Below are 13,029 nucleotides of genomic sequence, written 5' to 3'. Positions count from 1 at the left end.
TTTGTATTTCATACCACAACCAATCAAGTGGTATGGTTTAGGGGGATACTATGATTGCAAATCCAGTAATTGATGCATTAGGAAGAAAGCTACGCTTGGGTGTCATTGGAGGAGGGCCTGGCTCCTTTATCGGCATTGTGCATCGAGGTGCAGCCTGTTTAGAAGAGTATTATGAAGTCGTGGCTGGGGTTTTTTCTTCCAAGCCTGAAACGTCATTAAAAAGTGCACAGCAGCTTGGTATAGCCAGAGGTTACGCCACTCCAGAAGAAATGATTTTAGCAGAAGCGGCTCGTGAAGATAGGGTCGATGTCATCGCCATTATGACCCCTAACAACAGTCATTATGAAATTGCGTGTTTAGCAATAAAACATGGTTTTCATATAATGTGCGAAAAGCCTCTGACTAATCATTTAGACGAGGCGATGGATTTGGTTGAAAAAGTTCAGTCTAGCGGTTTGGAATGCTGTGTTGCTTATGCCTATTCAGGTTTTCCTATGGTTAGGGAGGCAAAGGCTATAATTGCCGCTGGTGAACTGGGCGAAATTCGCATGGTGCAATGTGATTATGTGCAAGGCCACCTAGCGGAATTGACTGAGAGCGAGCGCCTTGGTAAGAATTGGCATATGGACCCAGAGATAGCGGGCCCGTCTTTGATCCTAGGAGACATAGGGACGCATTGTTACCATCTGGCGGCATTTGTTACAGGTATGGAGCCTAATGAAATCAGTGCGGATCTTGCGACGGTTGTGCCCGGTCGGGAGGCAGATGATTACACCGGGATTTTAAGCCGTTATGATAACAATGCTCGGGGTTCGTTCTTTATTACTCAAGCCGCCGCGGGAGCAGATCATGGTTTATATCTCAGGATATACGGTAGCAAAGGTGGTTTAGAGTGGCATCAGGAGCAGCCGAACCAATTAATGGTCAGAAGCCTTGATCAGCCGACAAAAATACTGCAAAAAGGAGGTTTAGGCCTCCATGAAGCGGCAAACAGAGTGTCACGAATTGCGCTGGGTCATCCGGAAGGTTATCGAGAAGCATTTGCTAACCTCTATACCGACCTAGCAGAGGTTATTATTGCTCAGCATACTCAAATTGAAGCCAATCCATTGGCGCGTTACTTCCCGAGTATCGAGGAGGGGGCACGAGGCGTGAAGTTTGTTCAGGTTGCTGTGGCCTCTCATCAAGCCAATGGTCAATGGATGAAACTAGATTAGCCATTGCATTAAAACAGCAGTAAGCGAAAGTGCTTATTGCTGTTTTAATGTACCACGTAGTACCACTTGGCAAGGCAATAGGCGCTTTTCTGTATCGAGCTGAGGTTGCTCAATGCGGTTTATAATAATATCCACAGCAACGTCGACCATTGCCTTAATGGGTTGTTGTATGGTGGTGAGATTATATGCGCCCCAAGACGCCATCGACATATCATTAAAACCAAGTATGCCAATATCATCAGGACACTTTTTGCCAAGTTCACGAGCCGTGTCAAGCGTGGCAATCGCCAGAATGTCATCACCGCAAAAAACAGCCTCTATTTCAGGGTTCTCCTGCAACAGCTTTAGCGACTGTTTACGAGCTGATTCGTAAGAGTAGACATCACAATGTTCGACAGCAGTAAGTTCCAAATCGTGCTGCTTAAGTGTTTCCACAATACTCTGTTTACGATCTATCGTGGTGGTCGCATTGATAGGACCGCCTAAAAAGGCGATTTTACGATAGCCATGGTCGAGTAATAATTGCACGCCCATCTCACCACCACGATAGTTGTCTGCCGTCACGATATTGATAGGGCCTTCAATATTCTCACGACCAAACATAATGGCGGCTGGAAGTTTCGCTTTCGCACAAACCTCTGCGAAAATTGAAGGTAATACAGAAGATAAGAAGAGCACACCATCAACACGATACTGTAATAAGCGATCGAGTACATCTTCGGGTTTGGACTCAGTTGCCAGATTCTCAACCAAAGAGCGATAATTGCGAGACTGAAGCTCCTTGGTTATTAGATCCAATACTTCTATAAACATGGGGTTTTCGAAGTTGCTGGAAATAACACCGATTAGGCGCGTTCTATTGGTCATCAGAGACTGGGCGAGAATATTGGTTTTATAGCCAAGTGCATTGGCTGCGGTTTCTATTTTCGCTCGAGTTTTCGCGGAGACACTAGCACCCGGTGTAAAAGCTCGCGAAACCGCAGAGAGAGAAACACCAGCTTTGTCAGCCACTTCTTTTTGGGTTATGTGTTTATAGCGGCTATTATTCATTTTTCACCTTATGTCGGCTTTTTATAGCCTAAAAATCTGTGTCCTTGTTTAAATTGTCATAGGGTATTAATAATACGTTTCTTATTTGGTTTTGGCTATTTATTCGGCAATTTCACCTATATTTTCATCCCTCTAATGACATCGTTTAAGTACTGATGATTTAGCTTAGCGTCTAACAAGGTGCGACCAGAGAGTGGATCACACTCTTGTTCTATGGTTGACCAACCTTTAAATTCAGTTGCTTGCAAGGTTTCAAAGAGTGCGTCAAATCGGCACAAACCAGTACCAAGATTGCAAAATAAGCCCTGGCTGATCGCGTCATAGAAATTAACTCTATTAGCAATTACGTAGTCTTTAACCTTAGGGTCGATATCTTTAAAGTGGAGGTAATGGGTTCTATCTTGGTATTTTTGATAGAAATCTATGGGGTCAAAGCCCGCATATAGACAGTGTCCAGTATCAATGCATAAGGATAAATATTTCTCATCGATCATTTCTAAGACGCTTTCAATTTCGTCTTGGTACTCAATAAATCCTGCAGCATGGCCATGAAGAGCAATATCTAACCCATACTCTTCTTGGCCAATCTTAGCGATGGTTTCCACACGACTTACCATGCTTTGCCAATCGCTTTTATCCAATCTCCTTGCCTCATTGGGGCGGCCAGCCGTTAGCGCTCTTTCTGATGCAATAGAGTCAATTAAAACGCCTGTTTTTGCGCCGTGTGCGGATAGCGCAGAGAAAGTTCTATGGGCACCATCTAGCACATTATCCCAGGCGCTTTTATCGTGAAACGGGCGAAATACAACGCCTGCCGTTAGGGTTAAATCTCTTTTAGAAAGGGCTTCTCCAAGGATATCAGGATTCTCTGGGAAGTAGCCCACAGGACCGAGTTCTATGCCTTTGTAACCTGCTAAATGACATTCGTCTAAGACTTTTTCCCACTGAGGATTGGTGGCTTCGTTGGGCATTTCTACGCCCCAAGAGCAGGGAGCATTACCTAGTTTTAACTGCATATTCGTCTCTTTTTATTTTTGGTTGATACGCTATTTGTTCCTGATAATAAGTTAAGATTATTTTATTGCAAGCGCTTGCAATAAAATAATCTTGTTGCTAGTCTGCTTAGTAAGTGATCATCAGACAGACGTTATGGCGGTCACTTACTGATTCTTATTACTCAACTAAAAACAATAAAAGGGTGAGATGAAAATGATTAAAAAAACGCTACTTGCGGCGTCAATTCTGTGCTCCGCTTCAAACTTTGCATTAGCCGATAACATGGTGATTGGCGCTCCAATGCCATCTTTTGCAGACAAATGGCTAAGCTATTTGTTTGAAGGCATTAGCGAGTTTGATGTAAATCATGCAGATGTAGATATAAAGCTAACGGATGCTAATGAAGACCCAAGCAAGATGCTTAACGACGTAGACAACTTTATTGATGCTGAGGTGTCCGCGCTGTTAGTTGTTCCTACCGATGTTGCCATTGTTAAACCCATCGCCAAGAAAGCCAATCGCGCCGGTATCCCACTGGTGATCGTCAACCGCCTTCCTAATGAAAACACGATGAAAAATGTAGATGCTTATGTGGGTTCTGAGTCCATTCAAGCAGGCATAATTCAAGCACAAAGTATTGTTGGCATGCTAGATGGCAAGCCTGGCAATGTGGCCATTCTGATGGGCGTATTGGGGCATGAAGCTCAAATCAACCGTACAGAAGGTAATAAGCAAGTATTCTCACAACACCCAAATATCAAAATCATTGCAGAGCAAGAAGGGCGCTGGGATAGAGCCAAAGCCTTGCAAATCACCGAAGATTGGTTGCAAGCCCACCCAGAAATCAACGTTATTGTTGCCAACAACGATGAAATGGCGATTGGAGCCTTGTTGGCCGCTAAAAAAGCAGGACTAACAGACGCTGATCTTATCATTTCTGGTGTTGATGCAACCCCAGATGCATTGGAATACCTAGGTGCTGGCTTGGATTCAACCGTTTTCCAAAGTGCTAAAGGCCAAGGCTATGGAGGCGCTGAAATCGCTTACAAACTAGCCAAAGGTGAAAAGGTTGAAAAAATGAACTGGATTGACTTTGAGCTAGTTAAAGAAGACCAGAAAGCCGAGTACCTCTCTAAATATTAAAGCAGGACTAATGTGTGTTCAGTAGTGCGTATATGTGGAAGCGCACTACTGAGCAACGAGTCTAAAAAGGCGTATTGGCACAAAGTAACTAAGCATAATTTAGTGCAACACTTAGTTGAAGCCAGACTAAAAAGGACGCTGAGAGAAGTACTCAAGCTCCAGTATTACGCTGGTGTGAGTCAATTTTCTCAAAATTTAAACCACTAATAAAAACAACAACGCTTATGACTAACTCAGATTGCATATTAGAAATGGTCAATGTAAGTAAAACCTTTCCAGGTGTGAAGGCTTTGGATCAGGTTAACTTATCAATCAAAAAGGGCAGCATACACGCACTCATGGGAGAAAATGGTGCGGGTAAGTCAACGTTAATGAAAATCCTATATGGCTTATATACACCTGATGCTGGAGGAGAAATCTTCTTTGACGGCAAGCCATTTTTACCCAAAGCGCCAATCGATGCTATTCACTCTGGACTGGCCATGGTTCCTCAAGAGATCAGTCCATCTGCCAATTTATCCGTTGCCGCGAACTTTTATCTCGGTCGCGAAATCAAAAAAGGTTTGTTGATGGATCAAGAGGCCATGAACAAACAAACCAACACAATTCTTCAAGAGCTGGGGATTCCTATGAGTGTCGAGACACTCATGCAGGATGTTTCGGTTGCCAAGGCCCAATTACTTGCCATCGCGACGGCAGTATCTTACGACGCTCAGCTGATCATCATGGATGAGCCAACCACAGCCTTGACCGAATCAGAGGTTCACCAGCTTTACCGTATCGTCAAAAAAGTCCAACAGCGGGGCATCGCCATTATCTATATCTCTCACAAACTAGGAGAGGTATTTGAACTATCTGATGAAGTCTCGGTGATTCGTGATGGCCAATACATAGGCACGAAAAAAACCACAGATATTAGTAAAGAAGAGCTCATCAATATGATGGTTGGCCGCGAAATGGATGAAATGTTCCAGCGTGAAAATGTGGCCATCGGCGAAACGTTACTTGATGTTCGTAATCTAAGTTTACCGGGGAAATTCGAAGATATTAATTTTACTGTTCGCAAAGGTGAAATCTTTGGTATTGCAGGATTAGTCGGCGCTGGGCGCAGTGAAGTGGTAGAGGCCATTTTTGGTTATAAAACGGCACAAAGTGGTGAAATTCGTTTGCATGGCGAAAAAATTGATATTCATAAACCTGCGGATGCAATTAAGCATCGAATTGGATTTGTGACGGAAGATCGAAAGTTGACGGGGCTTATGCTGAATATGAGTGTGACCGACAATATGATCATGCCGGAGCTTTTACCCTATGAAAAGCACCACCTTATCTCCGAAGAATTAGCCCGTGACGTCGCTATCAAAATGAAAGATCAGCTGCGGATCAAAACCCCAACGGTAGAAACTATTATTGGCAATTTATCAGGCGGCAACCAACAAAAAGTTTTGATTGCCCGATGGTTATTGCTAGAGCCTGAAATTTTGATTCTGGATGAACCAACCAAAGGCATCGACATAGGTGCTAAAGCAGAAATTTATAAATTAATCGTGGAGTTAGCTCGTTTAGGTAAAGCCATCATCATTGTGTCTTCCGAAATGCTAGAGCTGCTGTCACTAAGTGACCGCATCATGGTGATGTCGGAAGGTCATGAAGTTGGCATTGTCGACAGAGCTGAAGCGACACAAGAACGGATTTTGGAAATGGCGGCCGGTGGTGATGTGCCATCACAACAACAAGAAGAAACTGACATGGTGTCTGAACTTAAGACTCAAGGGGTTGCGTAATGGTTAAGGAAGTTAGTGCGAATGCACGCAAAATACACTACACAGAAATTTTGAATAAGTACGGCATGTTACTCATTCTGATTTTATTATTTTCAGCCTTATCGTTAAAAATTGATGGCTTTGCCTCATTAAGAAATATCTTCAGCATTCTAGAGCAGGTGTCCATGTTTGGCATCATTGCGATAGGCGTTACCTTTGCCATTGTAACAGGTGGTATTGATCTATCTTCTGGTGCTGTGGTCGCTCTAGCTTCTGTCGTCGGGGCTTCTATTGTGACGGGTACGGAAGGTTATGGCATGACCATATTTGCTTTTGGTGCCGCCATGTTCGTGGGCAGTATCTGTGGCTTAATCAATGGCTCTATCACCGCGTATGGTCGTATACCACCCTTCATTGCCACTTTGGGCATGATGACCATGGCTCGTGGTGTGGCGCAGCTAGTCAGTAATGGCCGTCCAGTGGATGCCAGTTCTGATGCTTTTACTTCTATTGGCGATGGCTCTGTCTTTGGTGTACCAGGCTTAGTGATTATTTATATTGGCGTCGCCTTTATTTGTCACATCATGATGAGCCGTATGAGTTTTGGACGTCATGTATTTGCGATTGGCGGTAACGTCAATACGGCAAAAATTTGTGGTGTAAACGTCGAAATTACCCTTCTTAAAGTCTACATCTTAGCAGGTGCTTTAGCAGGCCTAGCAGGGGCTATGCTGACATCACGAGCTTATGCAGGTAACCCTACGTTTGGCAACATGTGGGAGTTGGATGCCATTGCCGCCGCGGTTATTGGTGGCACATCTCTAGCTGGTGGTGTGGGCTCAGTTCCCATGTGTATCGTTGGCGCCCTAATCATCGGGGTGATGAACAAAGGCTTGAACATGATGGGGGTTGATCCTTACTGGCAGCAAATCATTAAGGGCATGATCATCATTGGTGCTGTACTGCTTGATGCACAAAAGCGCAAAAAAGCTTAACTCATTGTTTTCCATCACCCAGTTAATTTAAGAATAAGAAGAGACGTATTATGAAAACAGTTCGCCTTACTGTAGCAGAAGCCTTGGTAAAATATTTAGTGGCTCAAAAAATTGAAATTAAAGGCCAAGTTGAGCCGCTATTCGGTTGTTCCTTTGCTATCTTCGGTCACGGCAATGTTACTTGCCTTGGTCAGCAACTCAAAAATGTTGAAGACCAGCTGCCCACTTGGCGCGGTCAGAATGAACAGTCTATGGCCATGGCTGCCGTTGCCTACGCGAAAGCAAATAATCGCCAGCGTATTGGCATTGCAACGACCTCAATTGGTCCTGGTGCCACGAATATGGTGACGGCTGCGGGTATTGCCCACACTAACCGTTTGCCATTGTTAATGATTTCGGGTGATGCTTACACCAGTCGCTTGCCTGATCCAGTATTGCAGCAAACAGAGCACTTTCATTCTCCTTCCATTACGGCCAACGATACTTTCAAAGCGGTTACTCGTTACTGGGATAGAATTGTTCACCCCGCGCAGCTAATGCAAACCTTACCTCAAGCCTTGGACACTATGTTGGACCCAGCAGACTGTGGCCCCGTCTTCCTTGGCTTACCACAAGATGTGCAGGGTATGGCGTATGACTACCCAACCCGCTTCTTTGAAGAAAAAGTGCATCGCATCCGTCGCCCACAACCAGAAACACAAGATATAGAAGCGGTTGCTAAACTGCTCCGTAGCGCCAAACGACCTTTGATTATCAGTGGTGGTGGTGTGCATTACTCAGGTGCGAACGCTGAGTTGGCAGACTTCATTGAGCGCCATCAAATTCCGACCATAGAAACCATAGCGGGTCGTGCGACGTTACTGCAAAGCCACCCTTTAAATGGTGGGCCTGTGGGCGCGACGGGGTCAGACTCAGCTAACTATCTTGCAGCCCAAGCGGATGTAGTGTTGGCCATTGGCACACGTTTGCAAGATTTCACCACTGGCTCTTGGTCAATCTTTAGAAACCCTGATTTAAAAATCATCAGTATTAATGTGGGGCGTAGTGATGCCATTAAACACCTTGCAATGCCTGTGGTCGCCGATGCGAAGGACAGTCTGGTACAGCTAAATACCTTGCTTGGTGATTGGCAAGCCGATCAAGAATGGGCTCAACAAGCTCAACAACAGGCACAAAAATGGAAAGATTTGTGTGCGCAACGTGCTCATGTAGAAGGGGATGAAATGGCCTCTTACGCCCAAGTTATCGGTGCTGTGAACGGTTTAATTGAGCCGGGTGATTCAGTATTAACGGCGGCCGGTGGTCTACCCGCTGAATTGAACATGAATTGGCAGAGTAAGCAGGTGGGTAAATTTGATATTGAGTTTGGCTTTTCCTGTATGGGCTATGAGATAGCAGGTGGCTGGGGCGCTAAGATCGCCAACCCAGATAATGATGTCGTGGTATTAGTCGGCGACGGCTCTTACATGATCCTTAACTCAGATATCTATAGCTCCGTTCTGACCGGCCATAAAATGATCATTATCGTTTGTGACAATGCGGGCTTCGCGGTGATTAACAAACTGCAAAATAACACAGGCAATGATTCTTTTAATAATTTGTTAGCGGACTGCCGTCGTCCTGATGGTGAATTGGCACGAGTGGATTTTGCCATGCATGCGCGAGCGCAAGGCGCCAATAGTGAGAAGGTAGCCAATATGCAAGAGTTTGCCCAAGCGTTTGCGAGAGCCAAGGCGGCGGATAAAACCTCGGTGATTGTGGTGGATATTGATCCGACGAAATGGTCCAGCTGTGACTGTTGGTGGGAGGTGGGTCTCCCAGAGATTACTCGTAACGAAAAAGTTGAAAAAGCTGTACAAAACTTTAATCAAGGCCGAGCTCATCAGCGCCGCGGCATATAAGGAGTCTAACAATGTTTACTGAAGAAACGCGTTCTCAAGCCGCAATTCGTTGGGCCATGGTAGGTGGTGGTCGTGGTAGTCAGATTGGTTATGCTCACCGTGCCAGTGCCACTCGTGACGGACATTTTAATCTCGTCGCGGGGGCGTTTGATATCGATGCTCAGCGCTGTAAGGACTTCGGGGTGAACTTAGGATTAGCAGAAGACCGTTGCTATCCAGATTACCAAACTATGTTTAATGCCGAGGCAAAGCGTGAAGATGGCATCCAAGCGGTTTCCATCGCCACACCTAATGGCACTCACTATGCAATTTCGAAGGCGGCGTTAGAGTCTGGTTTGCATGTGGTCTGCGAAAAGCCTGTGACCTTCACGGTGGCTGAAGCAGAAGACCTAAAACGCATTGCTCAGCAAAAAGGCCGTATCTTTGGTGTCATGTATGGCTACACAGGCTTTCCGATGATTCATCAAGCGCGGGAAATGATTCAGCGCGGCGAAATCGGTGATGTGCGAGTCATTAATATGCAGTTTGCCCATGGCTTCCATTCGCAAGAAGTTGAGAAGAATGATCCTGGCGCTAAATGGCGAATGAACCCAGAAGTCTCTGGACCCACTTATGTGCTGGGAGACATAGGTACTCATGCCTTTTACTTAGCACAACTGATGACAGGTCTTGATGTCGAGAAGCTTTGCTGTACGCGTCAAAGCTTTGTTAAGTCCCGTACGCCTCTGGAAGATAATGCCCATGTGATGATGCAATTCGCCAATGGTGCCGTAGGTACTTTGTGGGCCAGTGGTGTTAACGCTGGCTCTATGCACCAACAAAAAATTCGCATCGTCGGCGAAAAAGCCAGCTTGGAATGGTGGGATGAGCGTCCTAATCAGTTGAGCTACGAGGTGCAAGGTCAGCCGGCACAAGTGCTTGAGCGTGGTATGGGCTACCTGCATAACGATGTTGAGGGCGTGGCCTGTAATCGAATTGGCGGTGGCCATGCGGAAGGTTTCTTTGAGTCTTGGGCAAACCTCTATAGTCGCTATGCAACCGTGATGAGAGCGGCCGATCGTCAAGATCAGCCAACTATTGATAAGACGTGGTTCCCTGACATCGATGCGGGCATCGAAGGCGTTCGATTACTGGAGCGTTGTGTTGAGTCTGCTGATAACGACGCGAAATGGGTGGCATATCATGACTAGTTTACATTTCCCAACTGACCGTTCATTGGATGTTGTTTGTTTGGGGCGTGCTGGTGTGGACTTATACGCCCGCGAAGAAAATATCGATATGAGTGACGTGTCTGGTTTCGATAAATTTGTTGGTGGTTCACCGGCGAATATCGCGGTAGCGCTCACGCGACTAGGAGCTAAAGCTGGGCTCATTAGCTGTGTGTCCGATGATAGCCTTGGTCACTATGTTTGTGATTATTTACGTGACTCAGGCGTAGACCTTCAAGGCATGGCCATAGACCAATCTGGTTCAAGAACTAGCCTTGCCGTGACCGAAATGAAAGCACAAGACTGCCAGGTAGTGATTTATCGTAATCATGCGGCGGATCTTACTTTATCCATTGACCAGATCGATAAGGACTATATCAGTCAAGCCAAAATATTACTGATTTCTGGTACCGCTTTATCGACCAGCCCTTCTAGAGAAGCGGCGATAGCGGCGATGCGTTATGCCAGAGAAAGTCATACCAAAGTGATTTTAGACATTGATTATCGTGCCTATTCATGGCGCTGCCCTGAAGACTCATCGCTGTATTACCAACTAGCGGCCAGTTTGTCGGATGTGGTGATCGGTAACCGTGAAGAGTTCGATGTATTGGAGTTGATCGACAAAAGCGATGCTCCTCAGAACGATGATGCAACAGCACAGCGCTGCCTTAAAGATGCGACGCAAGTGGTCATTATCAAAGCGGGTGAGTTGGGGTCAAAAGTTTACACCAGAGACGGGGAGCACTTCGCGCAGGGAATCTTCCCAGTGCAAGTCAAAAAGCCCTTTGGGGCGGGTGACTCCTTCGCCGGCGCGTTGATGTATTTTCTTTTGCAAGGGGCCAGTTTGCAAGAAAGCGTCAAGATGGGTTCTGCCTCGGCAGCCATCAATGTGTCACGCAAAAGTTGCACTGAAGCCATGGCCACTAAGCAAGAGCTTTTTACTTTTCTGAAGGCTTATGACGCTTAAGTCACATAACAATGATAGCTCTTAGTGCTTTGGCGCTATCAGCAAACTATTTAATACCATTAAATAAAAAGGATGGGGAAAGATTATGGGTAAACATATTCCAGCATACGACAACAAGAACGAAGCCATTATCAATATCAATGATGACACGACACCACTGATTTATTTTAACCAGGTATTTTTGCAAAAAGGTGAAAGTCATCAGTATCAGTTGGCTGAATATGAGAGCGCAGTGGTTCTTGCTGGTGGTACTTGTACTGTGACAGTGGACGGCAAAGAGTTCCCTAACATCGGTGTCAGAAAACACGTTTGGGACGGTGATCCAGCCGCCGTATATGCGCCAGTGAATGCTGTGGTAAAAGTAACATGTACCTCTGAGAATGCTGATGTAATGATTGCTGGTGGTCGTTATGAAGAGACCTTGCAGCCATTTGAAGTAAAACCTGAAGAGGCAGATAAAGTGCAATATGGCAGTGACGACACTAAGACGCACCGTAAAATTAAGCACATTCTTGGGCAGAAAAACGCGCCTCAAAGAGGCCGCTTATTAGTCAGTGAACTTTTCACTGTGGGTGCGGGTGGTTGGTCTGGTTTCCCTGCTCACAAACATGACACGGAGCGCGGTTCAAACGAAACACGCTATGAAGAAGTTTATCAATTCCGCTTTAATCCAGATCAAGGTTTTGGGGCGCAATTTTTATACGAGCACGAAGATGATATTGGTCCGGTTTACCATATTAAAAACCGTAGTGTGATTGCCATCGATAAGGGCTACCACCCTTGTGTGGCAGCGCCTGGCTATGAAATGTATTACTTCACTATCATCGTTGGAGCGCATTCTAAGTCACTGATTCAACACTTTGATCCTCATCATGAATATCAGGTGCATACCATTCCTGGCATTAAGGACATGATCAATAAATTCAAATAACGGAGTGTGACCATGCTAGTTTCCTTAAATGACATTCTGCCTGATGCCGCTAACTCCGATTATGCGATACCTTGTTGTAATGTGTTTGGTTATGAGGAAGGTCGTGCCATTGTGGCCGCGGCGGAAGCGTTGAAAAGCCCAATTATTTTGGCAGCTAATAAAGATATGGTGGACTTTATGGGCGTTGAGGCCGTGGCAAATATGCTACTGTCCTTAGCTCAGCAAAGCTCGACTCAAGTCTGCGTACACTTAGATCATACTTATGATGAAGCAATTGTTTATCGCGCCATACATCATGGTTTTTCATCGGTCATGTTTGATGGTTCTCAATTGCCATTGGAAGAAAATATTGCCCGTACCAAACAGGTGGCACAGGTAGCTCATGCCATGGGAGTTAGTGTGGAAGGTGAAATTGGTTCTGTTGCCTATAAAGAGGGGCGGGATCATATAAAGTCAATTAAGACGTCTCCAGACGACGCTTATCGATACGCGACCGAGAGTGGACTGGATGCTATGGCGATTGCCATTGGTAATGTTCATCGCTTAACCACACCAGATTCAGTGATTGACTATGAGTTGTTGGATGCTATTAAAAGTCGAGTAACCAATCTGCCTTTAGTCATTCATGGCACCACAGGGATTAAAGAAGTAGACATTAAACAGCTTAAACAGACGCGGGTAGCAAAGTTTAATATCGGCACGTCTTTGCGAATGGCCATGGGATCTAACTTACGCCGTTTGATGAATGAAGAGCCAGATAAGTTCGACAAAATGTATTTTATGCAAAAAGCCATGCCATATGTGCAGGCGGAGGCTGAGCGAATAATTCAATTATTAAGATAGTTCGTCCCTATTAGC

Annotated in this window: 11 protein-coding genes; 9 read left to right on the top strand and 2 right to left on the bottom strand. The window is 45.4% G+C overall.

Going from position 1 to position 13,029, the window contains the following annotated elements; all coding sequences use genetic code 11:
- The first annotated feature begins 50 nt into the window (after positions 1-50).
- On the top strand, positions 51-1,217 hold the full coding sequence (locus tag ABJF92_RS01240) for a Gfo/Idh/MocA family protein (RefSeq protein WP_446814035.1): 1,167 nt from the start codon (positions 51-53) through the stop codon (positions 1,215-1,217).
- A 33-nt stretch (positions 1,218-1,250) separates the two neighbouring features.
- Here ABJF92_RS01240 and ABJF92_RS01235 read toward each other — a convergent pair whose 3' ends face one another.
- Both ABJF92_RS01235 and ABJF92_RS01230 read right to left on the bottom strand, forming a co-directional pair.
- A complete protein-coding gene (locus ABJF92_RS01235) occupies positions 1,251-2,267 on the bottom strand; it encodes a LacI family DNA-binding transcriptional regulator (protein ID WP_446814034.1) in 1,017 nt (338 codons plus the stop codon).
- 116 nt (positions 2,268-2,383) lie between these two features.
- Entirely contained in the window at positions 2,384-3,283 is a 900-nt protein-coding gene (locus ABJF92_RS01230) for a TIM barrel protein (protein WP_446814033.1), read from the bottom strand.
- Between the two features lie 193 nt (positions 3,284-3,476).
- Between ABJF92_RS01230 and ABJF92_RS01225 the strand changes: the two genes are divergently transcribed.
- The 8 genes from ABJF92_RS01225 (at position 3,477) to ABJF92_RS01190 (ending at position 13,014) form a co-directional block, all read left to right on the top strand.
- Positions 3,477-4,406: a sugar ABC transporter substrate-binding protein gene (locus ABJF92_RS01225; protein ID WP_446814032.1), complete on the top strand. Its 930-nt coding sequence runs from the start codon at positions 3,477-3,479 to the stop codon at positions 4,404-4,406.
- A 224-nt stretch (positions 4,407-4,630) separates the two neighbouring features.
- On the top strand, positions 4,631-6,190 hold the full coding sequence (locus ABJF92_RS01220) for a sugar ABC transporter ATP-binding protein (RefSeq protein ID WP_446814031.1): 1,560 nt from the start codon (positions 4,631-4,633) through the stop codon (positions 6,188-6,190).
- Complete coding sequence (locus ABJF92_RS01215; protein ID WP_446814030.1) at positions 6,190-7,164, top strand: ABC transporter permease; 975 nt, start codon at positions 6,190-6,192, stop codon at positions 7,162-7,164. Before ABJF92_RS01220 ends, ABJF92_RS01215 begins: the two co-directional genes overlap by 1 nt.
- A gap of 50 nt (positions 7,165-7,214) precedes the next feature.
- Entirely contained in the window at positions 7,215-9,065 is a 1,851-nt protein-coding gene (gene iolD / locus ABJF92_RS01210) for a 3D-(3,5/4)-trihydroxycyclohexane-1,2-dione acylhydrolase (decyclizing) (protein ID WP_446814029.1), read from the top strand.
- A gap of 11 nt (positions 9,066-9,076) precedes the next feature.
- Positions 9,077-10,255: a Gfo/Idh/MocA family protein gene (locus tag ABJF92_RS01205; RefSeq protein WP_446814028.1), complete on the top strand. Its 1,179-nt coding sequence runs from the start codon at positions 9,077-9,079 to the stop codon at positions 10,253-10,255.
- Entirely contained in the window at positions 10,248-11,240 is a 993-nt protein-coding gene (gene iolC, locus ABJF92_RS01200; protein ID WP_446814027.1) for a 5-dehydro-2-deoxygluconokinase, read from the top strand. The genes ABJF92_RS01205 and iolC overlap by 8 nt, the downstream gene beginning before the upstream one ends.
- Before the next feature lie 85 nt (positions 11,241-11,325).
- Entirely contained in the window at positions 11,326-12,171 is an 846-nt protein-coding gene (locus tag ABJF92_RS01195; protein WP_446814026.1) for a 5-deoxy-glucuronate isomerase, read from the top strand.
- Positions 12,172-12,183: 12 nt separating this feature from the next.
- Complete coding sequence (locus ABJF92_RS01190) at positions 12,184-13,014, top strand: class II fructose-bisphosphate aldolase (RefSeq protein WP_446814025.1); 831 nt, start codon at positions 12,184-12,186, stop codon at positions 13,012-13,014.
- Positions 13,015-13,029 lie beyond the last annotated feature (15 nt).

Source organism: Marinomonas sp., from assembly GCF_039940335.1.
GTDB lineage: Bacteria > Pseudomonadota > Gammaproteobacteria > Pseudomonadales > Marinomonadaceae > Marinomonas.
The sequence above is the reverse complement of the archived record's forward strand: the minus strand, read 5'-3'. Positions and strand labels throughout refer to the sequence as shown.